Origin of the sequence: Kribbella sp. NPDC049174, from assembly GCF_043197365.1 — a bacterium.
Taxonomy (GTDB): Bacteria; Actinomycetota; Actinomycetes; order Propionibacteriales; family Kribbellaceae; genus Kribbella.
Window position 1 is genome coordinate 436,017 of record NZ_JBICSZ010000002.1, and the last position, 24,937, is coordinate 460,953.

A 24,937-nucleotide genomic window follows, 5' to 3' on the forward strand; every position below is an offset into this window, starting at 1 on the left:
CCGCTGCGTGCCGGCCCCGGCCTGTCGCTGCCCGCTGGAGGCGGGCAGAGAGAAGGAGGCAGAGGTGAGTACATCCGCCCCGGTCGCCGAGCGACCGACACCGGAGACTACCAAAAAGCCCAAGCGGAGCTCGTTCAACGAGGGCACCGGCCGGCTGGCCGCGTTGCTGCTGTCGCCGACGATGATCGTGCTGATCCTCGTCGTCGGGTTGCCGATCCTCGCGGCGTTGCGCGAGTCGCTGTACACGAGCGGTCAACAGATCGACGAGTCGGGCTTCATCGTCGAGGGCTCCCAATTCGTGGGCCTCGACAACTACACGGCGATCTTCTCCGGCGAGACCGGCGACCGATTCTGGAACGCTTTCTACAACACCACGTTCTTCACCGTCACTTGTGTGCTCCTGGAGACCACCTTGGGTGTCGCGATGGCCCTGGTGATGCACAAGGCGTTCAAGGGCCGCGCCATCGTGCGGGCCAGCATCCTGGTCCCGTGGGCGATCCCGACCGTCGTCTCCGCGCTGCTGTGGAAGTGGATCTTCCAGGCCGACGGTATCGCCAATGAGATGCTCGGCACCCAGATCCTGTGGTCCACCGAGGGCTGGCAGTCGGTGCTGTCGGTCATCATCGCCGACACCTGGAAGACCGCGCCGTTCATCGGGCTGCTGGTGCTCGCGGGCCTGCAGACGATTCCGGACGAGGTCTACGAGGCCGCCAAGGTCGACGGCGCCAAGGTGTGGTCGACGTTCATCCACATCACGATGCCGTTGGTGAAGCCGGCGCTGCTGGTGGCAGTGCTGTTCCGCATCCTCGACACACTGCGGATCTTCGACCTGCCGTTCGTGCTGGTCGGCCCGAACAAGGAGTCGGTCGAGACGCTGTCGATCCTGGCGTACCTCGAAGCCAACCAGACGCGGTACGGGCCGGCGGCGGCGTACGCGACCTTGCTGTTCATCTACGTCGCTGTGGTCGCGTACGTGTTCGTCAAGCTGCTGGGTGCCGACGTGTTCGGCGACGCCATCCAGCGGACGGCGAAGAAGAAGAAGAACGGCAACGGCAACGGCCGGGGCCGGGGCAAGCAGGCGGACTCTGGCGCCCCGGTGGCCGGACTGACCGCCGGTGGCGGCTTAGGAGGTGAATGATGGCTATTGCTGAGAAGGCCCCGAGGGCTATCGACGTCAAGGCTGCCGAGGCGCCGTGGTACCGGCGTTGGCTGCCGCTGATCGGTGTCGGGCTGATCGTGCTCTACTGCCTGGTGCCGTTCCTCTGGATGGTGGTGTCGTCGCTGCGGCGGCCGGCCGACCAGTTCGAGAACACGATCATTCCGTCGCCCATTTCGCTGGCCAACTTCCAAGACGTGTTCAAGCCCGGCACCGGGTTCCAGCGTGGTCTGCTGAACAGCCTGATCGTGGCCGGCACGGTGACGATCCTGACGCTGCTCATCGGCATGGTGGCGGCCTACACCCTGGCCCGGCTGGAGTTCCGGGGCAAGAACTTCGTGCTGGCGATCATCATCGTCACCTCGATGTTCCCGGGGATCTCACTGGTCATCCCGCTGAAGAAGCTGTTCAGCGACATCGAGTGGATCAACACCTACCAGGCGATGATCGTGCCCAGCCTGTCGTTCGCACTGCCCCTGGCGGTGTGGCTCCTGACCGCGTTCTTCCGGCAGATGCCACGAGAGCTCGAACAGGCCGCGATGGTGGACGGCTGTACGCCGGCCCAGGCGTTCCGCAAGGTGATCCTCCCGCTGGCCGCACCGGGTGTGTTCACCACCGCGATCATCACCTTCATCGCGGCCTGGAACGAGTTCCTGATCGCGCTGAGCATGGTGAACAAGAAGGAGTACCAGACCGCCAACGTGGTGATCTCGCAGTTCACCGGCGCCTCGGGCCGCGACCAACCGTTCGGCAGCCAGATGGCCGCCGGCGTGGTCGTCACCATCCCGCTGGTGATCGCCGTACTGCTGTTCCAGCGTCGTATCGTCGCCGGCCTCACGGCAGGTGGCGTGAAGTGAGTTTGTTCCGCAACCGGGCGGATCGGGACCGCCGCGACCGGGACGACCGGGCGCGGCGGGACCGCGAAGAGCGTGATCGACGCGATCGCGAGGACCGGGACCGATGGGAACGAGAGGAACGGGACCGGCGGGACCGCGAGGATCGCGCCCGCTTCCGTTAGCAGACAGATAGGCCGGAGTCGCTCAGGCGGCTCCGGCCTTTGCTCTTTGCGCAGGGCTTGGTCAGACCTCGAGCCAGGCAGTGGCGTCGGTGGGGAGTTGGTTGTTGGTCAGGGGCTCGCTGGCGAGGAGGACCTGGGTGTGGGTGGGGAGCGGGATGGGGGTGTCGCTGAGGTTGGTGAGGCAGCGGAAGTTGGGAGAGCGGGTGAAGGACAGGACGCCGGCGGGGGTGTCCTCGTCCCAGACCAGGTGGCCTTCGCCGAGGGCCTCGGTGGAGCGGCGGACGCGGAGGGCGGCCTTGTAGAGGTTGAGGTGGCTGTCCGGGTCGGAGGCCTGGGCCTCTGCGGTCAGCGAGGCCCAGTCGGCCGGCTGAGGTAGCCACGGCTGGCCGGCGCCGGTGCCGAAGCCGAAGGGCGGCTCGGTGCCGGACCACGGGATGGGTACCCGGCAGCCGTCGCGGCCGCGGACGGTGTGACCGGAGCGCTCCCACGTCGGGTCGTCCAGGACTTCCTCCGGCAGGTCCTCGACCTCGGGCAGGCCGAGCTCGTCACCTTGGTAGATGTACGCCCCACCAGGCAGCGCCAGCTCGAGCAACGCCGCCGCGCGGGCCCGGCGCCGGCCGAGCTTCAGGTCGGTCGGCACTGTGCCGGCGGGCATCGACGCGTCCTTCTGGTTGCGACCGTAGCGGGAGCGGTGCCGGATCGTGTCGTGATTGCTCAGCACCCAGGTGGCTGGTGCGCCGACCGCCCAGAAGTGTTCGGTGGTGTGGTCGATCACCTCCCGCAACTCTGTGGCGTCCCACGGGCACTGGAGCGCGTCGAAGTTGAACGCCGAGTGCAGCTCGTTCGGCCGGACGTACTGCGCGAGCCGGTCGGCCGGGGACAGCCAGGCCTCGGCGACGAACACCCGCGGGCCGAGCGGTGTCGCGGCGTACTCGTCGGCGATCCGGCGCCAGCGCTGGTGGATGTCGTGCACCGCGGGCTGGTCGTACGTCGGGTGCCCGGCGTACTTGTCCCGGGTGACCTCGCCGTTCGGGGCCGGGATCACGTCGGGCAGCGTCGGGTCCTTCGCCATCGAGTCGGCCACGTCGATGCGGAACCCGTCGACGCCGCGGTCGAACCAGAAGCGCAGGATCGAGTCGAACTCCTCGACCACCTTCGGGTGGTCCCAGTTCCAGTCCGGCTGGCTGACGTCGAACAGGTGCAGGTACCACTGCCCGTCGTCGATCCGGGTCCACGCCTGTCCGCCGAAGGCGGCCGGCCAGTTCGTCGGCGGCTCCGAACCGTCTGAGCCCTTGCCGTCGCGGAACCAGAACAGGTCGCGTTCCGGAGAGCCCTTACCGGCCTCCAGCGCGGCCTTGAACCACGGGTGGTCCCAGGAGCAGTGGTTCGGGACCAGATCGATCAGGATCCGGATCCCGAGCGCGTGCGCCTCGGCGATCAGCGCGTCGGCGTCCGCCAGGGTGCCGAAGTCGGGGTTGATGTCCCGGTAGTCGGACACGTCGTACCCGCCGTCGAGAAGCGGGGACGGGTACCACGGGCTGATCCAGATCGCGTCGATGCCGAGATCGGCGAGGTAGGGCAGCCGGGCCCGGATGCCGTTCACGTCACCGGTGCCGTCCCCGTTGGCGTCGGCGAAGGATCGGGGGTACACCTGGTAGACGACGGCGCTACGCCACCAGTCGTCAGCTGGTCTGGTCGCTGCAGAGGTCATGGCGCTCAGCCTTTCACGGACGCGCAAGACGGCTGTGACGGTCGTCTCAGCGTGCACCCCGGCTGTTGCGGAGGACACCGGGGTGGCTAGTCTCAGGCCGACGGAACGCGCCGGCGACCGTGCCCTCCATCGGGAACAGCCCGCCTGCCGCGGCCTACTCGAACAGGTGCGAGAGAGGGACCACAGTCGTGGACTTGATGGAATACCAGGCGAAGTCTGTCTTCGCCAAGCATGGAGTGCGGACGACCGTGGGTGAGGTCGTCACTACTCCGGAAGAAGCCCGCGCGGCGGCCGAGAAGATCGGCGGCCGGGTGGTGGTGAAGGCCCAGGTGAAGACCGGCGGCCGCGGTAAGGCCGGTGGCGTGAAGCTGGCCTCCTCGCCCGACGAGGCGGAGGAGAAGGCCCGCGAGATCCTCGGTCTGGACATCAAGGGCCACATCGTCAAGACGCTGAACATCGTCCCGGCCGCGGCGATCGCGGAGGAGTACTACTTCTCCTTCCTGATCGACCGGGCGAACCGGAACTACCTGTGCATCGCGTCGGCGGCCGGCGGTATGGAGATCGAGGAGGTCGCGCACACCAACCCCGAGGCGGTGGCGAAGATCTCGATCGATCCGGCCGCCGGGGTGGACCTGGCCAAGGCCCGGGAGATCGCGCAGGCGGCGAAGTACCCGGACGACATCCTGGACGCGGTCGCGCCGGAGATCGTCAAGCTGTACGAGGTGTTCATCAGCGAGGACGCGTCGCTGGTCGAGGTGAACCCGCTGGTCAAGCTCGCGGACGGCAACGTCGAGGCGCTGGACGGCAAGGTCACGCTGGACGAGAACGCGGACTTCCGGCACCCGGAGCACGCCGAGTTCGAGGACGCGTCCGCGGACGACCCGCTGGAGGCGGCGGCCAAGGCCAAGGGCCTGAACTACGTGAAGCTGGACGGCTCGGTCGGCATCATCGGCAACGGCGCCGGGCTGGTCATGTCCACGCTCGACGTCGTCGCGTACGCCGGTGAGGAGTTCGGCGGCGTGAAGCCGGCGAACTTCCTCGACATCGGTGGCGGCGCGTCGGCCGAGGTGATGGCCAACGGGCTGGAGATCATCATCTCCGACGCCCAGGTGGAGAGCGTCTTCGTCAACGTCTTCGGCGGCATCACCGCCTGTGATGCGGTCGCCAACGGCATCGTGCAGGCGTTCGAACTGCTGGCGAGCCGGGACGAGCACGTCACCAAGCCGCTGGTCGTCCGGCTGGACGGCAACAACGCCGAGGAGGGCCGCCGCATCCTCGACGAGGCCGGTCTGGCCGGTCTGGAGCGGGTCGACACCATGGACGGCGCCGCCAAGCGGGCCGCCGAGCTGGCTGCGAAGTAAGGGATCGCTGAACAATGTCTATCTTCCTGACCAAGGACAGCAAGGTCATCGTCCAGGGCATGACCGGCTCGGAAGGCACCAAGCACACCACCCGGATGCTTGCCTCGGGCACCAACATCGTCGGCGGCGTGAACCCGCGCAAGGCCGGCCAGAGCCAGGATTTCGACGGCAAGGCAGTGCCGGTCTTCGGGACCGTCGCGGACGCCGTCAAGGAGACCGGGGCGAACGTCTCGGTCATCTTCGTGCCGCCGAAGTTCACCAAGGACGCCGTCATCGAGGCGATCGAGGCCGCGGTGCCGCTGGTCGTGGTGATCACCGAGGGCGTGCCGGTGCACGACACGGCCGCGTTCTTCGCCGCCGCGCAGGCGTCCGGCACCACCCGGATCATCGGCCCGAACTGCCCCGGCATCATCACGCCGGGTGAGTCGAACGCCGGCATCATCCCGGCCGACATCGCCGGCCAGGGCCGGATCGGGCTGGTGTCGAAGTCGGGCACGCTGACCTACCAGATGATGTACGAGCTGCGTGACTTCGGGTTCTCCACCGCGATCGGTATCGGCGGCGACCCGATCATCGGCACCACCCACATCGACGCGCTGCGGGCGTTCCAGGACGACCCGGACACCGACGCGATCGTGATGATCGGTGAGATCGGTGGTGACGCCGAGGAGCGGGCGGCCGCGTTCATCAAGGAGAACGTGACCAAGCCGGTCGTCGGGTACGTGGCCGGGTTCACCGCGCCGGAGGGCAAGACGATGGGTCACGCCGGTGCGATCGTGTCCGGTTCGTCCGGTACGGCGGCCGCCAAGCAGGAGGCCCTCGAGGCCGTCGGTGTCAAGGTCGGCAAGACCCCGTCCGAGACCGCGAACCTGATGCGCGAGATCATGCAGGCCCTGACCAAGTAGGCAGTGGTGCGAGAACGGCCCCGGGACATTCCCGGGGCCGTTTTCTACTTGTACGTGGCCGAGCGTTCCGCGGCGCGGGTGAGGGTCTCGTTGAACGCGGTGTCGGAGATGTCCAGGCCCTTCAGGACCGGAAACAGCACGTAGACCGCCTTGTCCCCGAGCGAGGCGATGCCGATCCGGTAGGTGAAGGTCTTCCCGCCGCCGGTGTCGTACGACGCCCGCCAGCTCTCACCCTTGATCACGCTGGTCGACACGTTCCCGGTCGACTCCACCTTCGCGTTCGAGACGCTCTTCTCACAGCCGTCGACGTTCTTGCGGACCTGGGTGACGAAGCTGGTCGCGGCGGCCGTGGACGCGAAATCCGCCACCATGTCGTCCAGGCCGAACTCGGTCGGTACCTTCGCCTCCGGCGTCACGTAGGTCAGCGTGCTGGACTTCGTCGCCTTGGCGGTCTTCAGGTTGATCTTCTCGCAGCCGGTGCCGCTGCCGGTCTTGGTGCCCCCGCTGCTCACCCACGGCTTGTCGATACCGCTCAGCACCGGCAGGTCGACCGGCGCCATGAACCCAGGCGCCTCGGTGGTCGGCAGCAGACCGGGTTTGGCCAGCGGTGCCCCGGTGCCGCAGCCGCCGGTCTGGGCACAGATCCGCTTCAGGCCGGCTGTCGCCGCGGCCAGCACCGGCTCAGGCTTGGGCGGCGTACCGGCGATGGTGTCGTGTTCGAGCACCATGGTGGCCTGGCCGGCGACCGCGACGGCGACGCTCTTGTACTTCGTCTTGCCGCCGGTGGGCTGGCCGAAGACCGCCAGCACGCCGCGCTCGCCGACGCCGGTGGTGACGTAGCTGGAGGCCAGCCGTACCTGAGGCGTGGAGCAGGCGCTCAGCCAGCCGACGATCGAGGTGTAGGCCTTGGCCGCGGCGGCCTTGTCGTTGGACACCTCGACGTACTGGACCGCGGTGTCCTTGGTGGCCGAGTTCTGGAAGGTGCGGACCCAGGTGCGCTGGCCGGCCGGGTCGGCGAACCGCTGGGACTGGCAGACGAACGAGCGCTCCGGGGCGCTGCTGCCGTCGGCGGTCTTGGTGATCGCCCAGGCGCCGGTCGCGCCGAGCGGCTTGGCCGTGGCGGCGTCGAGCAGGACCTTGGCGTCGCCCAGCATGTTCGTGTCGGCCGACTTGTCGTCGGTGGCACCGGAGTTCGCGCCGGGCGTCTCGTCGCCGCCGAAGGCGTTCAGGGCGGCGACACCGCCGCCACCGACCAGCACGACGACTGCGACTCCGGCGGCGATCGTCTGGTTCCGCTTGCGCGCCTTCTGCCGGCGTGCCTCCCGTGCAGCGGCGCGACCGCCGCCGCGGGGTGCGCGGTGGGAACCGGCCAAAGCTCGACCTCCTGACTGATTCCACCCGACAGTACCCGGTGGTCCCTGGTCGTCCCCACTCAGCCGGATCGCGGACACCGGCAGGTGTCCACCCGCCAACTGAGCGTGAACAAGCGGGGCGAAGTCTTCCATATCCGGCGTGTCAGAACGAGTGGTCCCCCAGCGCGGGGGACGATGGGAGCCAGATGACCGACATGCTGAGCCGTCCGGGCGCCCGTGACGGCGGACCACACCAGGCGCCCGGGCCCGCCCCGGCGGATGCTGCGGTCGCCGCCCCGACCAAGCCGGTGGTTCTGTCGGCTGTGATCTCCGCGGGCGCGTGCCTGCTCGCCGGTCTGCTCACCTGCGCCGCGGTCGCCGTCATCGGCTGGCTGGCCGCGACCTTCGGCGGAGCGTCCGGAGCCATCCGCGCAGGCGCATCGGCCTGGCTGGTCGCCCACAAGGCCGGTGTGACGCTCGGCAGTGGTGCGATCACGATCGCGCCCCTCGGACTGACCCTGTTCCTGGGCTGGTGCCTGTACCGCGGCGGGAAGTCCGCCGCCCGCTCCAGCGGGGCGGACCGGACCAAGGACCTCATCGTGCTGTCCGGCACGTTCGCCCTCGTCTACGGCCTGGGCGCGCTGATCATCGCCCTGCTCACGGCCGACGGCTCGCTCCGGGTGTCTCCGCTGTCCGCCTTCTTCGGCGCCGCCTCACTGGCCCTGGTCGCAGGGACCATCGGCGTACTGGTCGAGTCGGGGGCGGCCCAGGACATCGCCGATGCGACTCCCACCGGCCTGCGCGACGCCGTGCCGGCTGCGGCTGCCGCAGTACTCACGGTGATCGCGATCGCTTCGCTGCTGTACGGCGTACTGCTGGCGATCCACTTCTCCCGCGTCACCGGGATGCTGGAGCTCCTGGACGCCGGTGTGGTCGGGTCGGTGGTGCTCTTCGCGATCTGCCTGATGCTGATCCCGAACATGGTCCTGTACGTCGTCTCGTTCCTCGCCGGGCCCGGATTCCAGCTGGGAGTGGGTACGACGATCGCACCGACCGGTGTGGACGTGGGTAATCTGCCGGCGCTTCCGCTGCTGGCCGCCGTACCTGCTGATGGGGCTACACCGACGTACCTGCTGGTGCTGACCGCTGCGGTGCCGTTGCTCGCCGGTGCGGTCGCTGGACTCGTGGTGGCCCGGCGTGGGCTGGCGGACGAGGACTCCGATGCGCTGGGGTGGGACGCGTTCGCGCTGCGGGGCGGTATGGCGGCTCTGGTCGCCGGAGTGATGCTCTACGTGCTCATGGCGTTGTCGGGTGGTTCTGCCGGGTCCGGGCGGATGTCGGCCGTGGGGATCCCGGCCGCGCTGCCGGCGGCCGGCGTACTGGCTGCCGGGATGGCCATCGGCGCCGCGATCACGGCGGCGGTCATCGCCTCCCGCCGACCGGCTGACGGCGAGGCGGACGCCGGGCGATAAGCTTCGGCGCGTGACAGACCCGGTTGCGCCGACCCCCGATCCTGCGCGCCTCGTCGTGCTCATCTCGGGGTCGGGGTCGAACCTGCAGGCCCTGCTGGACGCCTGCGCCGATCCGGCGTACGGCGCTCAGGTCGTCGCCGTCGGTGCCGATCGCGACGGTGTCGCGGGGCTGGACCGGGCCGCCGAGGCCGGGGTGCCGAGCTTCGTGCACAAGGTCAAGGACTACGCCGAGCGGACCGACTGGGATCGCGCGCTGACCGCGTCGGTGTCCGAGTACAAGCCGGACCTGGTCGTCTCCGCGGGCTTCCTGAAGCTGGTCGGCGAGGATTTCCTGGCCGCGTTCGGTGACCGGTACATCAACACCCACAACGCGCTGCTGCCGGCCTTCCCCGGCATCCACGGGCCGCGGGACGCGCTCGAGTACGGCGTCAAGGTGGCCGGCGCGACCCTGTTCTTCGTCGACGGCGGCGTCGACACCGGGCCGATCATCGCCCAGGTCGTCGTACCCGTGCAGGACGACGACACCGAAGAAGCCCTGACCGAACGGATCAAGGAGGTCGAACGCCGCCAGCTGGTGGAGTGGGTCGGCCGGCTGGTCCGCGAGGGCTGGACCATCACCGGACGAAAGGTTCGACTGAAGTGAGCACCGACCGCAGGCCGATTCGCCGGGCGCTGATCAGCGTCTACGACAAGACCGGTCTGGAGGAGCTCGCGAAGGCCCTCTCCGCGGCCGGCGTGCAGCTGGTGTCGACCGGCTCCACCGCGGCCCGGATCGCGGCGGCCGGTGTACCGGTGACCAAGGTCGAGGAACTGACCGGGTTCCCCGAGTGCCTGGACGGCCGGGTCAAGACGCTGCACCCGATGGTGCACGCCGGTCTGCTGGCCGACGTCCGCAAACCCGAGCATGTCGAGCAGCTCGCCGAGATGCGGGTGGAGCCGTTCGACCTGCTGGTGAGCAACCTCTACCCGTTCACCGAGACGGTCGCGTCCGGCGCGTCGGTGGACGAGTGCATCGAGCAGATCGACATCGGCGGGCCGTCGATGGTCCGCGGCGCCGCCAAGAACCACGCCAACGTCGCGGTCGTGGTCTCGCCGTCGCGGTATGGCGAGGTTTTGGCTGCGCTGGCGGAGGGCGGCTTCTCTGCGGAGCAGCGGCAGCGGCTGGCCGTCGACGCCTTCGTGCACACGGCGTCGTACGACGTCGCCGTCGCCTCCTGGATGGGCAGCGTGCTCACCGACACGTCGGAAGGCTCCGGCTTCCCGGCCTGGGTCGGAGCGACCTGGGACAAGTCCGCCGTGCTCCGGTACGGCGAGAACCCGCACCAGCCGGCCGCTCTGTATGTGAACGGCCGGGGTGGCCTGGCGGCCGCGGAGCAGTTGCACGGCAAGGAGATGTCGTACAACAACTACGTCGACGCCGATGCGGCCCGACGTACTGCGTACGACTTCACCGAGCCGGCGGTCGCCATCATCAAGCACGCTAACCCGTGCGGCATCGCGGTCGGCAAGGACATCGCCGAGGCCCACCGCCGCGCCCACGAGTGCGACCCGGTGTCGGCGTACGGCGGTGTGATCGCGACGAACGCCCCCGTGTCGGTGGACATGGCCAAGCAGGTCGCGGAGATCTTCACCGAGGTGCTGGTCGCACCGGCCTTCGACGACGGTGCCGTCGAGATTCTGCAAGGAAAGAAGAACATCCGGCTCCTCGTCGCGCCGGCCCTCTCCGCTGCGGAGAAGGTCGAGATGCGGGCCGTCAGCGGCGGTCTGCTGCTGCAGCACACCGACCGGTTCCAGGCTGAGGGCGACGACCCGTCCGCATGGAAGCTCGCGGCCGGCGCCCCGGCAACTCCCGAGGTCCTAGCCGACCTCGCCTTCGCCTGGAAGGCCTGCCGGGCGGTCAAGTCCAACGCCATCCTCCTCGCCTCCGGCGGCGCCTCGGTCGGCGTCGGCATGGGCCAGGTCAACCGCGTCGACTCCTGCCGCCTCGCCGTCTCCCGCGCCGGCGAACGTGCCGTCGGCTCGGTCGCCGCCTCGGACGCCTTCTTCCCGTTCCCAGACGGGCTGGAGGTCCTCATCGAAGGCGGCGTCAAGGCAGTCGTCCAGCCCGGCGGCTCCATCCGCGACGAGGCCGCCATCGAGGCCGCGGAGAAGGCCGGCATCACCATGTATTTCACGGGGACTCGGCACTTCTTCCACTGAGTTCTTTCCCACGCGTGCTACGCGGTCGCTCCTTCGTCGCGGCCGCTACGCGCGCTCCCGCCCTTGAGTTTGTTTGCGGGCTGCCGCCCTCCGCGACTCCCGCGTCGCGCGCCAGCAAACGACCCCTCGTCTGGTGACCAAGACAGCCGGACAGATCCTCGCGAACGCCAGCCGTCCAACAGCTTCGAGTTCGCGCCACTAGTTGTCTACGTGGTCGAGGCCTCGGCAGCCTTCTTGATCGAGGCGGCCTCCGTCTCGACGTACTGCTTGGTCAGTGACCGCGTCATCAGCCAGCCGATCCCGGACAGCGGGCCGGACACGGTCAGGGCGAGGGTGAGCCGGCTCCCGTCGGGATGCGGCTCGACGACGTGCGCGGCGGTGACGGTCACGCCGGGCGACTTCGACTGCCAGGTGTACGACGACCCCTCGGCCAGCTCGGTGACCGTCCACACCGCAGTGGGCAGCCGGGGCTGCTGCAACCGGGTTCGGGAGCCGACGGCCAACGGTCCGGCGTCGAGACGCTCCACGGAGTCGACCGTCGGGATCCGCTCGGGCCAACGCTCGACATCGACAACCACCGCCCAGACCCGCGCGGGCAAGGCCGCGATGGCGACGGTGTGCTGCAGGCCGGCCATGCGCTGAGTGTACGACGGCACCCCGCGAGACTGAGCCCACTCGGACGCCGACCACCGACGACGTAATGACTGAGCCGCTCGCCCGCGGAACCGAGGGCCGACGCTCCACGACTCCTCAGAGAGCTCCGCCACCCGCCGCGCGTCCCGGCGAGGCCGGATCGAGGTACTCAGTGCATCCAACCGAAGCGGGTCAGGACGGAGTCGATCTCCGCGTCGGTGGCATGCCAGGTCCAGCTTCGAAGCTCGACGAGCTTGATCAGGCCGAGCAGAGTCACGGGGTCGTCAGCCACGTAGCTGCTGCCATCGGGCGAGGTCGCCTCGAGAAGCTCGCCCAGCTTGCTCACCCGGTAGCCGGCGGCTTCCAGGGCAAGGAGGGCTGGTACGACGGTATTGCCGGCCGCGGCGATGTGTCCGCGTTCTGCCTGGTCTGCCATGGCCGCACAGTAAGGCAGCCCGGGGACACTCATGGGGTGACGATTGCCCGGTGGGGTACGCATCTCGTAACACGTGAGCACGTGGCACACGGGCGGCAGCCCGTGACACCACGGGCGGTAGCCCGTAACTAAGGGTGGGCGGGAGCGCGCGTAGCGGGTGCGACGAAGGAGCGACCGCGTAGCACGCGTGGGAAAGACCCTGTCAGTTCGGCACGATCAGGCCCAGGCCGCCGATGGCTAGGCCTACGCCGATCAAGAGGGCTGTGTCGAACATGCGGCCGCGGACGTGGAGGAGGCCGGCGGCGGTGTCGGTGAGGGTGGCGCGGAGGATGCCGGCGAGGAGGACGGCGCCGGCGAAGACCAGGACGCCGTTGCGCCAGTTGTAGAAGGTGAGGACGACCAGACCGGTCGCCGCGACCAGGAGTGACAGGATCAGAGGCCATTCACTCCGCCGCTGTGCCTCTCCCGCCATCAGCACGTCACGCTCACTTCGCCCCGAGTCGCCGCGTGCGTCACGCCCGCCCCGGCCAGAGCCGCCGTGTGCGTCAGGGCCACGTGGCCCGGGGCTGCCGCGACCGTCACTGGGCGGCGCTCGCTTCGGCTGCCTCTACGACGTTGGTGAGGAGCATGGCGCGCGTCATCGGGCCGATGCCGCCGGGCATGGGGGCGATCCAGGCTGCCTTCTCGCGGGCGGCGTCCTCGATGTCGCCGACGATCTTGCCTTCGGCGTTGCGGCTTGTGCCGACGTCCAGCAGGACGGCGCCTGGCTTGACCATGTCGGCGGTGATCAGCCCGGCGGACCCGGCCGCGGCGATCACGATGTCGCCGGTACGAACGACCCCGGCGAGCTCGGTCGTGCCGGTGTGGCACTGGGTCACGGTCGCGTTCTCGGTACGACGGGTGAACAGAAGCCCCATCGGCCGACCCGCGGTCACGCCGCGGCCGACGACGACCACGTGTGCTCCGGCGATCGGTACGTCGTACCGGCGGAGGAGCTCGACGCAGCCCTTCGGGGTGCACGGGAGTGGGCCGTCCTGGCCGAGGACGAGTTTGCCGAGGCTGACCGGGTGCAGGCCGTCGGCGTCCTTGACAGGGTCGATCAGGCCGAGGATCGCGTTCGTGTCGACGTGCTTGGGCAGCGGGAGCTGGACGATGAAGCCGGTGCAGTCCGGGTTCTCGTTGAGTTCGGTGACCTTCGCGGCGATCTCGTCCTGGGTCGCCTCGGCCGGCAGTTCCACCTGGAGGGACGCGATGCCGACCGCCGCGCAGTCGCGGTGCTTGCCGGCCACGTACGCCCGGCTGCCCGGGTCGTCCCCAACCAGAATGGTGCCGAGACCGGGGACTAAGCCCTGCTCGGCCAGCTTCGCGACCCGGACCTTCAACTCGTCCTTGATCGCCGCCGCCGTCGCCTTACCGTCCAGAATCTGCGCCGTCACGACGTATGAGTCTGCCACGTCGCGACAGACGTCCGGCGGGTACCCACCGGACGTCTGTGCACGGACTCAGGTGGTCAGGTCGTAAACCGTGCTACTGCCTGCTGTGGTGGCGGTGTGGTTGGCCTCGACCCAGGACTGGATCTCGCCGTAGGCGATCGTGCCTTCGGCCACCCACTCTTTGAACTGCTCCAGGGTTGGCGCATCGTCGGCGCCGCTGAAGCCGCCGATGGCGATGACCGACTTTCCGGTGGAGAGCTCGAGCGAGGCTGCAGTCTGTGATCCGCTGACGGCTGCTGCCCAGGTGGTTGTGGTCTTGGAGAGCAGATCGGTCAGGCCGCTGCTGCTCCGAGCTTCACCGCCACCGCCCTGTTGCTGTGTGTCGCGGCTGGGAGGAGCCCCACCGCCACGCATACCCCGCCGCCCATCGCGATCAGTGCCGCAGGCAACAACCAGGAGATCTCGGTACCGAAGGCATCGTCGCCGTACCGACCAGGAGCGCGGACATACCGTGGGTCGACGCGTGGAGCGCCGGAGTTGGCGCGCGGCGGGTCCAGCAGGGTTGGCATGGATCGTCTCCTGTCACAAGGCACGAGGGCTGTCTGGTCTCCTTGGAACGATGGCAAGCAGGACTTCGGCCTCCCTGGATGTCTGCTGGGAGGTTCCTGGGAACCGGGAATGACTCCGCCCTTGCCGCGGTTGAGGCAGATAGTTTATTCTTGAACTACCCCGAGCGAGGAGACCACCATGCCCGCCGTGACCGTCAGCGACATCACCGTGCTGCCCCGCGTCCACCAGCCCGATCCGGCCGTCGCCACCGAGCGCGCCGTCAGGTCGGTGACGTCGGCCCCGAGCGGCTACGAGGGCGAGGGTTTCCCGGTACGGCGCGCGTTCGCCGGCGTCGACCTGCGTGACCTCGACCCGTTCATCCATATGGACCAGATGGGCGAGGTCGAGTACGCGCCGGGCGAGCCGAAGGGCACCCCGTGGCACCCGCACCGCGGCTTCGAGACCGTCACGTACATGCTCGACGGGATCATGGAGCACCAGGACTCCAACGGCGGTGGCGGCATCATCTCCAACGGCGACACCCAGTGGATGACCGCGGGTAGCGGACTCCTTCACATCGAAACCCCGCCGGAGCACCTCGTGCTCAGCGGCGGCCTGTTCCACGGCATCCAGCTCTGGGTGAACCTGCCGAAGGCGCAGAAGTGGGCCCCGCCGCGCTACCAGGACATCCGCGGCGGCGACTCAGCGCTACTGTCCACCGCGGACGGCGGCGCGCTGATCCGGGTGATCGCGGGCACGGTCGACGGTCATGACGGCCCCGGCTCGACCCACACGCCGATCACGCTGGTGCACGCGACGGTCAGCCCGGGTGCTGAGCTGGTGCTGCCCTGGCAGCCGGACTACAACGCGCTCGTGTACGTCCTGGCCGGTCAGGGCACGGTCGGCGCCGAGCACCGCCCGATCCGCAAGGGCCAGCTCGCCGTCTTCGGGCCCGGCGACACGATCCGTACGGCGGCCGGTACGACGCAGCCGCAGGCCGAACCGAACCTCGACGTCCTCGTCCTCGGCGGGCGCCCGATCCGGGAGCCGGTCGCGATGGCCGGCCCGTTCGTGATGAACACCCGCGCCGAGGTGATCCAGGCCTTCGAGGACTTCCAGGCCGGCAAGCTCGGCAGCATCCCGGCCGTCCACGGCGCACCGACGGAACTGCGCAGTACCGAATAGCCAGTCCCTGGACAACCTGAAACCCCGGATCTACCTTCAAAACAAGGGGAAACGGGGTTCAGGGGGTTCATCATGTCGCGTTTCCGGAAACTAGCGCTCATCGTGTCCGCAGTGGCACTGACTGTTGCCGCGGGAGCACCATTCCCGGCCTCGATCCCGCTGCCGAACGACTTCCAGCCGGAAGGTATCGCCACCGGGCCGAAGGCAACGTTCTACGCCGGGTCGCTCACCACCGGTGACATCTATCGCGGCAGTCTGCGCACCGGCAAGGGCGCGATCTTCGTCGACGCGCCGCCGGGCCGCTCGGCCGCCGGGCTGAAGGTCGAACGGTCCGCCAAACGGCTCTGGGTGGCGGGCGGCCCCACCGGTCATGGCTACGTCTACAGCACCCGCACCGGCGCGACCATCAAGGACCTGGCGCTCAACGTCACGTCCGATGCCTTGATCAACGATGTCGCCGTGACCAAGCACGCGGCGTACTTCACCGACACGTTCAGTCCGGTGATCTACAAGGTCCCGATCGGGAAGCATGGCCGGATCGGTACGCCGCAGACGATCCCGCTCAGTGGGCCCGCGGCTGTGGTCGGGGAGTTCCCCAATCTGAACGGGATCGACGCGACCCGCGACGGCAAGGCACTCATTCTCGGGCACTCGTCGCGCGGTGAGCTGTACCTGGTGAACCCGCGGACCGGGTCCAGCCGGACCATCGCGATCACCGGCGGCACGATCACCCCCGGTACGCCGGACGGCATCCTGCTCGACGGCAGGACTCTGTGGGTGGTGGAGAACTTCTCCGAGCGGCTGGTCAAGATCAAGCTGAGCCATGACCTGACCAGCGGCCGCATCACCGAGACGTTCACCAGCGATCTGTTCCGCATCCCGACCACGGTCGCCAAGAGCGGGGACCGCCTGGCGCTGGTCAACGGCCGCTTCGACCTCGGCTTCCCACCGCCGTTCGGCCCGGGGGCGCCGCCCGGCACCGACTTCGACGTGGTCCAGATCAAGAAGCCCTGAGGTCAGCCCTCGGGGTAGAAGAGGAACAGGGTGCAGCCCTGGGTGGTCTGTGGGACGTGGGAGGACCCGGCCGGGCAGTGGATGAACGAGCCGGCCGGGTAGTCGCGGGTCCCGTCGTTGAAGACGCCGTCGACGACGTACACCTCCTCCGGGCCGGGCTCATGCACGTCGATGCCCTCCCAGCTGGTGCCGGGCTCCATCTCCAGCACGTGCGCGTGCGCGACCGGGCCGGACCACAGTGACCGCAATCTGATGCCGGGGAAGAGTTCACGGACGGGTGCGGTGTCGGCCGAGGCCGATTCGAACGTCTGCATACCCACCAGCATCAGTTGTCCACAGGCTTTCCCACAGTGTCTGGATAGTCGTGGTCAGGTACTTTTATGCCATGCAGCCGCATCGTGTCGTCGCGCTGGTGACCGGGCCGCAGGCGAGCTTCGAGCTGGGGTGCGCGGCGGCCGTCTTCCGCGCCGACCGGTACCGGTTCAGCGTGTGTACCGAGCGGCCGGGGTCGATCCGGACCACCGAGGGCTTCTCGATGCTGGTGAGGTCCGGACTGCGGGCCCTCGACCGCGCCGACACGATCGTCGTACCGGGCTGGCTGCCGATTGAGCGGGAGCCGTCGGCGGCCGTCGTACGGGTACTGCAACGGGCGCATCGGCGAGGAGCGCGGCTGGTGAGCATCTGCTCGGGCGCGACCGCGTTGGCCGCGACCGGGTTGCTCGACGGCCGCCGGGCGACGACGCATTGGCGGTACGCCGACGAGCTCCAGCGCCGGTTCCCCGCCGTACTGGTGGATCCGGACGTGCTCTACATCGACCACGGCGACGTCGCCACAAGCGCCGGCTCGGGCACCGGGATCGACCTGTGTCTGCAGCTGGTCCGCAACGACCACGGCGCCGCGTACGCCGCTCAGATCGCCCGGCGGATGGTGATGCCGCCGCACCGGGAGGGCGGTCAGGTCCAGTACCGGGTGGACGAATCCCCACCGACCGAGTCGCTCGGCACTTTGCTCGACTGGGCCACGCAGCACCTCGGCGAGCCGATCACGCTCGACGACCTGGCGGCCCGCATCAACGTCTCACCGCGGACCCTCGCGCGCCGCTTCGCCGACCAGCTCGGCGTCGCTCCCGGCCAGTGGTTGCTCGCCCAGCGGATCTCCCGAACCCGGGCCCTGCTGGAAGACACCGACCTCCCGATCGAGACGATCGCCACCCGCGTCGGGTTGTCCTCGGCAACCAACCTCCGCCGGCGCTTCCACACCGCCCTGCGAACGACACCGAGCGCCTACCGCCGCGCCTTCCGCGCTCAGAAGTCGCCGAGCGCTCAGAAGTCGCCGGAAGCTCAGAAGTCGCCGGAGTTGTCCAGGTCGATGTAGGAGGCGATGCGCGGGTCGTCCGGGTCGGCGCCGTACGCCTCGACGAAACGGCGGGCCGCGGGCGGTCCGCCGTACTGCGGGTTGAGGCTGCCGGAGAGGCTCTTGTACATCAGCGCGAGGTCGACGTAGCGGTCACCGGTGCCGAGTCTGCTCAGGTCGAGGATGCCGGTGAAGCGAAGGGTCGAAGGGTCGACGAAGACGTTGGGGCAGCAGTAGTCGCCGTGGGTCACGGCGCCGCCGTCGCCCGGGAACGGCGAGGTGAACGGACAATCGGTCAACTCGTCGAGAGCGCGCAGGCCGTCGGCGATCGCGGTGAGTACGGCGGGTCGCTCAGCGGCCGGCCAGGTTTGGGAGGTGTCGCGGCCGGACAGTTCCGTGGTCAGCAGCCAGTTGTTGCCTCGGTCAACGATGCGCGGGCACGGGAACCCGGTCGTGCCGAGCCAGGCGAGCCGGTCCGCCTCGTCGTCGACACCCGGGCCGGCCTTGTAGAACAGGTGCTCCGAGCGACGCCGGAGCCGTACGACGGTCGCCGCGGAGTTCCCGAGGTGGATCGGCTCGGCACTACCCGCGCCGAACCGATCCACCAGAGCATTCAAGTCCACTCAGCGAAGGTTACGGTGCAACGCCGAGATCAGCTCCCCATTTTGGGTGTCGCCGTCGAGTGACCAGATCATCGCGCCGCCGAGATTGCGCTGCGAGATGTACTGCGCCTTGCGCTTCATCTCGACCGGGTCGTCCCAGGTCCAAAACGTCGTACCGTCGAACAACCAGGCGAAACCAGCCTTGTTGTCGCGGTAGACGGTGAAGCCGGACAGTTTCGCCTTGAGCAGGCGGTAGTCCTCGTACCCGGCCTCGTACGTCGCCGGCGCCGGGCCCGTGGCCGGTTGGAACAGGCCGCTATTCTCGTTCGTCACGCCGGTCCAGCCGCGGGAGTAGAACGGCACCCCCATCACCAGCTTGTTCCGCGGCGCACCGCGGGACAGGTAGGCGTCGATCGTCACCTGTGAGCTGAACTCGGCCGGCGACGGGTCACCGGCAGGTCCGTCGATCGCCGACTGCTGGTTGGTGATCAGATCCCAGGTGCCGTGGTAGTCGTAGCCCTGCGTCGTACCGAACGTCAGGTCCTTGAAGACCTTCGAGACCTCGAACCCGTTGTCGACCTGGACCGGATCGGCCGGTACGAACGCGGTCAGGTTGTAGCGGCCCTTGAACGGCCAGGACAGCTTGTCGAGCTGCTTGCGGTACTCATGGACCAGCGCGGTGAAGTTTTGCTTGTCCTCCGGCCGGACGATGTTGCCCGGCGCGCCTTCGCTACCCGGCCATTCCCAGTCCAGGTCGATCCCGTCGAAGACACCCTTCGCGGCACCGGCCGGCAGCCCGGGGATGTTGCCCTTCAGCCACAGGTCCAGGCAGGACTTCACGTGCGCGGCCCGCGACGCCGGCGTGAGGGCCGCGTCGGAGAAGTACTTCGAGCCGGTCCACCCGCCCAGCGAGATGCTGATCCGCAGCTTGGGGAACTTCTTCTTGAGTTGCTTGAGCTGGTTCAGATTGCCGTTCAGTGCCTGACCCGGCGCATCGGCCGTGCCGCTGACACTCTGCTCGGCGGTGAACGGCCGCTGGTAGTCGGCCCACGGATCGCTGCTCACGCAGGTCCCGTGCTCGTCGAGGAACCCGAACGCGTAGTTGATGTGGGTCAGCCGCTCGGCCGACCCGTTCTTGACCAGATCACTGACCAGGAAGTTCCGGTCGTACCCACTCCAGTTGGTGTAGTACCCCACCACTCGCTTGCTGCTGTGCGCTTCGGCCGGTACGGCGGTGAGCCCCGCCATCACCGTCGCGGCCGCCACCAGCAACCCCATACTCCGACGCTTCATCTGACTCCCATTCGGGCGGTCGAGGGGACAACTGGCGCCGACTCTAGAGCTCTTCCGATGATTTAAGCAATGACTCTACTGAAAGATCGTCAGGAAAGTTTCCTACCTGTTCCGAACGAGTAAGGTCGCGGCATGACGAGTGTTCGTGCGGATCTGGCGCCGTCGGGCGTACTGCGGGCGTCCATCAACCTGGGTAATCCGGTGCTGGCGCAAGGTACGCCGGAGGAGCCGGCCGGTGTCACCGTCGACATCGCACGGGAGATCGCCCGGCGGCTCGAGGTGCCGCTGGAGCTGGTCTGTTTCGACGCGGCCCGTAAGTCCTTCGAGGCGCTGACGACCGGACAGGCCGACATCTGCTTCCTCGCGATCGAGCCCGCCCGTGCCGGCGAGGTCGCGTTCACCGCGCCGTACGTGATCATCGAAGGCGTCTTCGCCGTACGGCGGGAATCGGACCTGGCCGGGGTCGCGGACGTCGATCGGGCCGGGGTCCGGGTCGGGGTGAAGCGCGGTTCGGCGTACGACCTGTATCTGACCCGGACGCTGCAGCACGCGACCATCGTCCGGGGTGACGAAGGGGTCGACATCTTCCTGGCCGAGGGGCTCGAGGCCGCCGCCGGGATCCGTCAGCCGATCACCCAGTTCGTGGCCGAGAACCCCGAGTACCGGGTGATCGACGAGCGCTTCATGGAGATCCGTCAGGCCGTAGGCACCACCAAGACCCGCCACTCCGACACCGTCGCCTACCTCCACACCCTGGTCGAGGACCTCAAAGCGACCGGCTTCATCGCCGACTCCCTCCTCCGCTCGAACCAGCCCGACGCCGCCGTCGCCCCACCCGCCTAGTTCCCCGTCGGTGCAGCTTCCTGCCACGGCAGGGGCTTACGGCAACCATTCGGCCTAGTCCGGACATCTAACGGTGAGTGGCAGATCGGCTCCGCTGCGTGAGGCGTCCGGTCGGCCTGATGTGAGGACAACCGAACGGGAGGGAACTCATCGTGCGATCCACACCACGATCGCGTCGCTTCGGCCTGGCCGTCGCCGCGATCACTGTCCTGAGTGTGGGCCTATCCGGCCTGGCTCAGGCATCACCACCGCAGAACCAAGTCCAAGCCCAGGCCGGCAGGGCCCAGGCGTCCGACCAGGTCGTCACGCTGGTCACCGGCGACCGGATCACCCTGCACGGCGGCGACCCGGCGCGCGCCTCGGTGAAGCCGGGGCCCGGCCGTGACGGCATCACCTTCAGTACTCAGCGCACCAAAGACCACCTGTACGTCGTACCTTCCGACGTACGGGACCAGCTCACCAGCGGCCGCCTGGACCGCCGGCTGTTCGACGTGACCGGGCTGATCAAGGCCGGGTACGACGACAAGTCGTCCAAGGCCATCCCGGTCGTGGTGACGTATGCAGGGAAAGTCCAGCCGCGATCCGCGGCGCCGGGAGCGACGGTGACCCGCCAGCTCCCCGTCGTCAACGGCGCGGCGATGAAGGTGGACAAGGCGAAGGCCGCCACCTTCCTCAGCGGGGTCACCTCGGCCCGGTCCGCGGCCGGCGTGGAGAAGATCTGGCTCGACGGCAAGCGGGAGATCAGCCTCGACCAGTCGGTCCCGCAGATCGGTGCGCCGGCCGCTTGGCAGGCCGGATACACCGGCAAGGGCGTCTCGGTCGCCGTACTCGACACCGGAATCGACAAGTCCCATCCTGACCTGGCCAGCCAGGTCGCCGGTGCGAAGAACTTCACCGAGGAGTCCGACGAGGACCTGGTCGGTCACGGCACCCACGTCGCCTCGACGATCGCCGGTACGGCGGCCGCGTCGAGCGGCAAGTACAAAGGTGTCGCACCGGACGCCAAGCTGTACGACGGCAAGGTGTGCGAGATGGGCGGCTGCCCTGAGTCCGCCATTCTCGGCGGGATGGAGTGGGCCGCGAACGAGGTGAAGGCGAAGGTCGTCAACCTCAGCCTCGGCGGTACCGACACCCCGGAGGTGGACCCGCTCGAGGAGGCCGTCAACCGGCTGACCGCGCAGACCGGGACGCTCTTCGTGATCGCGGCCGGAAACGACGGCCCGGGGGAGAGCACGGTCGGATCGCCCGGTAGTGCGGACGCCGCGCTGACCGTCGGTGCGGTGGACAAGCAGGACAAGCTGGCCGAGTTCTCCAGCCGTGGCCCGCGGGTCGGCGACGGCGCGGTCAAGCCGGACGTCACCGCGCCCGGTGTCGACATCGTCGCCGCCAAGGCGAAGAAGTCGGTCATCGGCGACCCGGTCGGCGACCAGTACCTGAAGCTGTCCGGTACGTCGATGGCCACCCCGCACACCGCGGGAGCGGCGGCCCTGCTGGCGCAGGAGCACCCGAACTGGAAGGCCGGTGAGCTCAAGGGCGCGCTGATGGCGTCCGCGAAGCCGGCCGCCGACCAGACCGCGTTCGAGCAGGGCGCCGGCCGGATCGACGTTGCCAAGGGCATCAAACAGACCGTGATGACCGAGCCGGGCAGTGTGTCGTTCGGTACGGCGCTCTGGCCGCACAACGACGACACCCCGGTGACCAAGACCGTCACCTACCGCAACCTCGGCGACCAGTCGGTCACCCTGACCCTGACCACCGATCTCAAGGGTCCGGACGGAGCGCCCGCTCCGGCGGACGCGCTCAAGCTCAGCGCGACCACGGTCACCGTTCCGGCCGGCGGGACCGCATCGGTGCAGGCGACGTCGAACACGAACCACAGCGGACCGGACGGCGCCTACTCCGGCCGGATCACCGCGACCGGCGGTGACACCACGGTCGAGTCGGCGATCGGTGTGAACAAGGAGAGGGAGAGCTACGACCTCACCATCAGCAGCATCGGCGCCGACGGCGAGCCGGCCCTGCCGTTCGGACTGATCTTCGGCCTGGACACCGACCTGTTCACGTTCTTCGGTGGCGCGACGGCGAAGTTCCGGCTGCCGAAGGGTGAGTACGCCGTTCAGGGTGACCAGTTCGTCGAGCGGCCTGGTGGCGAGGCGATGGACGTCTACTCGCTCGTCCAGCCGAGCGTTCGGTTGACCGAGAACACCGCGGTGGTGCTCGACGCGCGGACCGCGAAACCGGTCAAGGTCACCGTGCCGAAGGCCGATGCCGCACTGGCGCTCGGCGACCTCGGCTACGACCGGACGTCTGCGGACGGAACTCGTGGGCTGGGCTCGTCGACACTGCTGTCCGACTTCACCGGCGTGTACACCGCGCAGGTGGGACCGTCGCTGCCGCCGGAGCAGATGACCGGCCATGTCGCGTCGCAGTGGGCGAAGCAGGACGAGAACGGATCGGTCGCGAAGTCGCCGTACCTGTACGGCCAGGTCGACTCGATGCCGGGCGTCTACCCGACCGGCTTCGTCCGGAACGTCAAGTCGAAGGATTTGGCCGTGGTCGCTCAGTCCATCAACGCGACGTCGGACCGGCAGGCCGAGCGGACCGTCTTCGGCCGAGCGCCGCACATGGGTGGAGCCTGGGCGATCGTGATTCCGTACGACACCCCGGCCACCACGCAACTGCTGGTCGACGACAAGCCGGCCACGTGGCAGTCGGCCGTCTCCGAGATCATGCCGAATCCGGACCCGGAGGACCCGTTCCCGATCACGATCTCCCGGCTGGCCTCGCCGGACCGCGAGTACAAGGCGGGGAAGACGTACCGGGAGCGGTACAACGCGGCGGCCTTCACCGCGACACCGGAGCTCGCCGTCCGGCTGGAGAACGACCTGCTGCTGTCCGCGTACTCGCTGTCGGATGCCGATGGCAACAAGGGGTTCGGTAGCGCGGACACCCAGTCCAGCAAGCTGATCCGGGACGGGAAGGTCGTGGCCGAGTCGCCGTACTTCGGGTACATCGAGGCGACCGGGCTGCCGGCGGAGAAGGCGACGTACACGCTGGAGACCTCGCAGACCCGGCCGACGTACTCGACGTTCAGCACCAGGACCGACCTGAGCTGGACGTTCTCCTCGGCCGCGACGGCCGAGGAGACGTCGCTGCCGATGCTCGGGCTGCGCTACCAGCCGAAGGTGGACAGCCACAACATCGCCGAGCGCAAGCCGGTGACCGTGCTGCCGGTGGTCGTCGACGCGGTGGCGGGTGAGGCTCTGCCGGGGATCAAGAAGCTGGAGATCCAGGTCTCCGGTGACGACGGCAAGACCTGGCAGAAAGCCGCGGTCGCGCCGACCGGCAAGGGAACGTACAAGGCGATCTTCGCCACCCCGAAGGACGCGAAGACCGTGTCGTTGAAGGCTCACCTGGTCGATGCCCAGGGCAACGTCACCGATCAGACCGTGATCGGTTCCTACCCGCTCCGATGACGAATCCCTGAAGGGCAGAAAGGAAACCGCAATCAACCCCGGCCGGAGCGCCGGCGTCAAACTCCTCGAGTAGACCCGATCGGGTCGACGGAATCTCGGGGAGGAACAGCGATGGGGTTGAGGAAGAAGGCACTGGCAGGCACCGCGGTCGTCACGGCCGCGGTGCTTGCCGTGTCGCTGACCGGCGGCGGAGGGGCACAAGCCGCCCAACAGACCACCGACACACAAAACCAGCAGTTACCGCTAAGAGCGCCGGGGACAAGGTCGTCACCTTGATCACCGGCGATCGCGTGGTCCTGAAGGACGGCGACATCAAGCGCGTCACCGTCACCCCGGGCAAAGGCCGGGAGGGGGTCACGTTCCGGATCAGCCGAACGAACGGCCGGCTCTCGGTGATCCCGCTGGATGTCAGCTCGGAGGTGACATCCGGTCGCCTGGACCGCCGTCTGTTCGACGTCTCCGGCCTGCTGGAGATGAAGTACGACCAAGGTGCCACCCGGCTCTACCGCGATGGCAAGCTGCTGGCCGCTGACGACTCGTGGGCGGGGCAGTTGTTCGTGGAGAACGCGCCGGCGGCCAAGGCGTTGTACCGGCTGGAGGTGTCGTTGCAGCGGTCGTTGATGCAGTTGGCGACGCGGGTCGATCACGTGTGGACGTTCAGCTTGCAGGACACCGGAGGCGCCAAGGAGGTGCTGCCGCTGCGGTCGGTGGAGTTCCGGCCGGTGGTGGACGCGCACCGGCGGCCAAGGTGATGGCGCTGCGGTCCGTGGTCTCGGATCGCGACGGGAACACCGCGATCCAGACAGTGGTCAACGCCTACCGGAACCGCTGACCATCTCCGGACACAGAGGCCTCGGAGGAGCCCGTTTCCTCCGAGGTCTCTGTCGCGGTGCAACCCGGACGTCGGTTCGGTCCGTCGTGAGACCTGCGTAATACAACCGAATC

Annotated in this window: 23 protein-coding genes; 13 read left to right on the forward strand and 10 right to left on the reverse strand. The window is 68.5% G+C overall.

Annotation, left to right across the window (positions count from 1 at the left end; genetic code table 11):
- The first annotated feature begins 64 nt into the window (after positions 1 to 64).
- Positions 65 to 1,138, forward strand: coding sequence for a carbohydrate ABC transporter permease (locus ACGFIF_RS12605; protein WP_393154368.1), 1,074 nt, complete (start codon positions 65 to 67; stop codon positions 1,136 to 1,138).
- The gene (locus ACGFIF_RS12610) at positions 1,135 to 2,013 is read left to right on the forward strand and encodes a carbohydrate ABC transporter permease (protein WP_393154369.1); all 879 of its coding nucleotides are present in this window, start codon (positions 1,135 to 1,137) and stop codon (positions 2,011 to 2,013) included. The genes ACGFIF_RS12605 and ACGFIF_RS12610 overlap by 4 nt, the downstream gene beginning before the upstream one ends.
- A gap of 222 nt (positions 2,014 to 2,235) precedes the next feature.
- On the opposite strand, the gene ACGFIF_RS12615 is transcribed toward ACGFIF_RS12610, so the two are convergent.
- Positions 2,236 to 3,885: a glycoside hydrolase family 13 protein gene (locus ACGFIF_RS12615; RefSeq protein ID WP_393154370.1), complete on the reverse strand. Its 1,650-nt coding sequence runs from the start codon at positions 3,883 to 3,885 to the stop codon at positions 2,236 to 2,238.
- Between the two features lie 188 nt (positions 3,886 to 4,073).
- Between ACGFIF_RS12615 and sucC the strand changes: the two genes are divergently transcribed.
- Together sucC and sucD are read left to right on the forward strand one after the other, a co-directional pair.
- Positions 4,074 to 5,246, forward strand: coding sequence for an ADP-forming succinate--CoA ligase subunit beta (gene sucC / locus ACGFIF_RS12620; RefSeq protein WP_393154371.1), 1,173 nt, complete (start codon positions 4,074 to 4,076; stop codon positions 5,244 to 5,246).
- Positions 5,247 to 5,260: 14 nt separating this feature from the next.
- Positions 5,261 to 6,151, forward strand: a complete 891-nt coding sequence (gene sucD / locus ACGFIF_RS12625) for a succinate--CoA ligase subunit alpha (RefSeq protein ID WP_393154372.1) — start codon at positions 5,261 to 5,263, stop codon at positions 6,149 to 6,151.
- 44 nt (positions 6,152 to 6,195) lie between these two features.
- Here sucD and ACGFIF_RS12630 read toward each other — a convergent pair whose 3' ends face one another.
- On the reverse strand, positions 6,196 to 7,524 hold the full coding sequence (locus tag ACGFIF_RS12630; RefSeq protein WP_393154373.1) for a hypothetical protein: 1,329 nt from the start codon (positions 7,522 to 7,524) through the stop codon (positions 6,196 to 6,198).
- Between the two features lie 185 nt (positions 7,525 to 7,709).
- Here ACGFIF_RS12630 and ACGFIF_RS12635 point away from each other — a divergent pair, with 185 nt between their 5' ends.
- Genes ACGFIF_RS12635 through purH form a run of 3 tightly spaced genes read left to right on the forward strand, consistent with a single transcriptional unit; the run spans position 7,710 to position 11,174 of the window.
- Entirely contained in the window at positions 7,710 to 8,975 is a 1,266-nt protein-coding gene (locus tag ACGFIF_RS12635; RefSeq protein ID WP_393154374.1) for a DUF6350 family protein, read from the forward strand.
- Positions 8,976 to 8,985: 10 nt separating this feature from the next.
- Positions 8,986 to 9,618, forward strand: coding sequence for a phosphoribosylglycinamide formyltransferase (gene purN, locus ACGFIF_RS12640; protein ID WP_393154375.1), 633 nt, complete (start codon positions 8,986 to 8,988; stop codon positions 9,616 to 9,618).
- Positions 9,615 to 11,174: a bifunctional phosphoribosylaminoimidazolecarboxamide formyltransferase/IMP cyclohydrolase gene (gene purH, locus ACGFIF_RS12645; RefSeq protein WP_393154376.1), complete on the forward strand. Its 1,560-nt coding sequence runs from the start codon at positions 9,615 to 9,617 to the stop codon at positions 11,172 to 11,174. Before purN ends, purH begins: the two co-directional genes overlap by 4 nt.
- Positions 11,175 to 11,380: 206 nt before the next feature.
- On the opposite strand, the gene ACGFIF_RS12650 is transcribed toward purH, so the two are convergent.
- The 5 genes from ACGFIF_RS12650 to ACGFIF_RS12670 form a co-directional block, all read right to left on the reverse strand.
- Complete coding sequence (locus ACGFIF_RS12650; RefSeq protein ID WP_393154377.1) at positions 11,381 to 11,809, reverse strand: SRPBCC family protein; 429 nt, start codon at positions 11,807 to 11,809, stop codon at positions 11,381 to 11,383.
- 167 nt (positions 11,810 to 11,976) lie between these two features.
- Positions 11,977 to 12,243 carry a hypothetical protein gene (locus ACGFIF_RS12655; RefSeq protein WP_393154378.1) on the reverse strand — a complete coding sequence of 89 codons (267 nt, stop codon included), beginning with the start codon at positions 12,241 to 12,243 and terminating at the stop codon, positions 11,977 to 11,979.
- A 202-nt stretch (positions 12,244 to 12,445) separates the two neighbouring features.
- Positions 12,446 to 12,715, reverse strand: a complete 270-nt coding sequence (locus ACGFIF_RS12660; RefSeq protein WP_393154379.1) for a DUF3017 domain-containing protein — start codon at positions 12,713 to 12,715, stop codon at positions 12,446 to 12,448.
- 106 nt (positions 12,716 to 12,821) lie between these two features.
- Positions 12,822 to 13,679 (reverse strand): bifunctional methylenetetrahydrofolate dehydrogenase/methenyltetrahydrofolate cyclohydrolase, encoded by an 858-nt coding sequence (locus ACGFIF_RS12665; RefSeq protein WP_393154380.1) that lies wholly within the window; start codon positions 13,677 to 13,679, stop codon positions 12,822 to 12,824.
- Between the two features lie 66 nt (positions 13,680 to 13,745).
- A complete protein-coding gene (locus ACGFIF_RS12670; RefSeq protein WP_393154381.1) occupies positions 13,746 to 14,090 on the reverse strand; it encodes a hypothetical protein in 345 nt (114 codons plus the stop codon).
- Positions 14,091 to 14,423: 333 nt separating this feature from the next.
- Between ACGFIF_RS12670 and ACGFIF_RS12675 the strand changes: the two genes are divergently transcribed.
- Positions 14,424 to 15,410, forward strand: coding sequence for a pirin family protein (locus tag ACGFIF_RS12675; protein WP_393154382.1), 987 nt, complete (start codon positions 14,424 to 14,426; stop codon positions 15,408 to 15,410).
- 111 nt (positions 15,411 to 15,521) lie between these two features.
- Positions 15,522 to 16,424 carry a hypothetical protein gene (locus ACGFIF_RS12680; protein WP_393154383.1) on the forward strand — a complete coding sequence of 301 codons (903 nt, stop codon included), beginning with the start codon at positions 15,522 to 15,524 and terminating at the stop codon, positions 16,422 to 16,424.
- Positions 16,425 to 16,426: 2 nt separating this feature from the next.
- On the opposite strand, the gene ACGFIF_RS12685 is transcribed toward ACGFIF_RS12680, so the two are convergent.
- Positions 16,427 to 16,738: a cupin domain-containing protein gene (locus tag ACGFIF_RS12685; protein WP_393154384.1), complete on the reverse strand. Its 312-nt coding sequence runs from the start codon at positions 16,736 to 16,738 to the stop codon at positions 16,427 to 16,429.
- 71 nt (positions 16,739 to 16,809) lie between these two features.
- Between ACGFIF_RS12685 and ACGFIF_RS12690 the strand changes: the two genes are divergently transcribed.
- On the forward strand, positions 16,810 to 17,799 hold the full coding sequence (locus tag ACGFIF_RS12690; protein ID WP_393154385.1) for a helix-turn-helix domain-containing protein: 990 nt from the start codon (positions 16,810 to 16,812) through the stop codon (positions 17,797 to 17,799).
- On the opposite strand, the gene ACGFIF_RS12695 is transcribed toward ACGFIF_RS12690, so the two are convergent.
- Positions 17,766 to 18,401 carry a phosphotransferase gene (locus tag ACGFIF_RS12695; protein WP_393154386.1) on the reverse strand — a complete coding sequence of 212 codons (636 nt, stop codon included), beginning with the start codon at positions 18,399 to 18,401 and terminating at the stop codon, positions 17,766 to 17,768. The two genes, ACGFIF_RS12690 and ACGFIF_RS12695, sit on opposite strands and share 34 nt — an antisense overlap.
- The gene (locus ACGFIF_RS12700; RefSeq protein WP_393154387.1) at positions 18,402 to 19,673 is read right to left on the reverse strand and encodes a glycoside hydrolase family 18 protein; all 1,272 of its coding nucleotides are present in this window, start codon (positions 19,671 to 19,673) and stop codon (positions 18,402 to 18,404) included.
- A 132-nt stretch (positions 19,674 to 19,805) separates the two neighbouring features.
- On the opposite strand from ACGFIF_RS12700, the gene ACGFIF_RS12705 reads away from it, so the two are divergent.
- From ACGFIF_RS12705 to ACGFIF_RS12715, 3 genes are all read left to right on the forward strand, one after another.
- Entirely contained in the window at positions 19,806 to 20,516 is a 711-nt protein-coding gene (locus ACGFIF_RS12705; RefSeq protein ID WP_393154388.1) for a transporter substrate-binding domain-containing protein, read from the forward strand.
- Between the two features lie 152 nt (positions 20,517 to 20,668).
- Positions 20,669 to 23,992, forward strand: a complete 3,324-nt coding sequence (locus ACGFIF_RS12710; RefSeq protein WP_393154389.1) for a S8 family serine peptidase — start codon at positions 20,669 to 20,671, stop codon at positions 23,990 to 23,992.
- A gap of 272 nt (positions 23,993 to 24,264) precedes the next feature.
- Positions 24,265 to 24,744 carry a hypothetical protein gene (locus tag ACGFIF_RS12715; protein WP_393154390.1) on the forward strand — a complete coding sequence of 160 codons (480 nt, stop codon included), beginning with the start codon at positions 24,265 to 24,267 and terminating at the stop codon, positions 24,742 to 24,744.
- The last annotated feature ends 193 nt before the right edge of the window (positions 24,745 to 24,937 follow it).

Bases quoted from the DNA above. Each gene is read 5' to 3' on its own strand.
- ACGFIF_RS12610 (WP_393154369.1), top strand. From the start codon at position 1,135: ATGATGGCTATTGCTGAGAAGGCCCCGAGGGCTATCGACGTCAAGGCT.
- ACGFIF_RS12615 (WP_393154370.1), bottom strand. From the start codon at position 3,885: ATGACCTCTGCAGCGACCAGACCAGCTGACGACTGGTGGCGTAGCGCC.
- sucD (WP_393154372.1), top strand. From the start codon at position 5,261: ATGTCTATCTTCCTGACCAAGGACAGCAAGGTCATCGTCCAGGGCATG.
- ACGFIF_RS12635 (WP_393154374.1), top strand. From the start codon at position 7,710: ATGACCGACATGCTGAGCCGTCCGGGCGCCCGTGACGGCGGACCACAC.
- ACGFIF_RS12650 (WP_393154377.1), bottom strand. From the start codon at position 11,809: ATGGCCGGCCTGCAGCACACCGTCGCCATCGCGGCCTTGCCCGCGCGG.
- ACGFIF_RS12655 (WP_393154378.1), bottom strand. From the start codon at position 12,243: ATGGCAGACCAGGCAGAACGCGGACACATCGCCGCGGCCGGCAATACC.
- ACGFIF_RS12660 (WP_393154379.1), bottom strand. From the start codon at position 12,715: ATGGCGGGAGAGGCACAGCGGCGGAGTGAATGGCCTCTGATCCTGTCA.
- ACGFIF_RS12670 (WP_393154381.1), bottom strand. From the start codon at position 14,090: ATGCGTGGCGGTGGGGCTCCTCCCAGCCGCGACACACAGCAACAGGGC.
- ACGFIF_RS12675 (WP_393154382.1), top strand. From the start codon at position 14,424: ATGCCCGCCGTGACCGTCAGCGACATCACCGTGCTGCCCCGCGTCCAC.
- ACGFIF_RS12685 (WP_393154384.1), bottom strand. From the start codon at position 16,738: ATGCAGACGTTCGAATCGGCCTCGGCCGACACCGCACCCGTCCGTGAA.
- ACGFIF_RS12690 (WP_393154385.1), top strand. From the start codon at position 16,810: ATGCAGCCGCATCGTGTCGTCGCGCTGGTGACCGGGCCGCAGGCGAGC.
- ACGFIF_RS12700 (WP_393154387.1), bottom strand. From the start codon at position 19,673: ATGAAGCGTCGGAGTATGGGGTTGCTGGTGGCGGCCGCGACGGTGATG.
- ACGFIF_RS12705 (WP_393154388.1), top strand. From the start codon at position 19,806: ATGACGAGTGTTCGTGCGGATCTGGCGCCGTCGGGCGTACTGCGGGCG.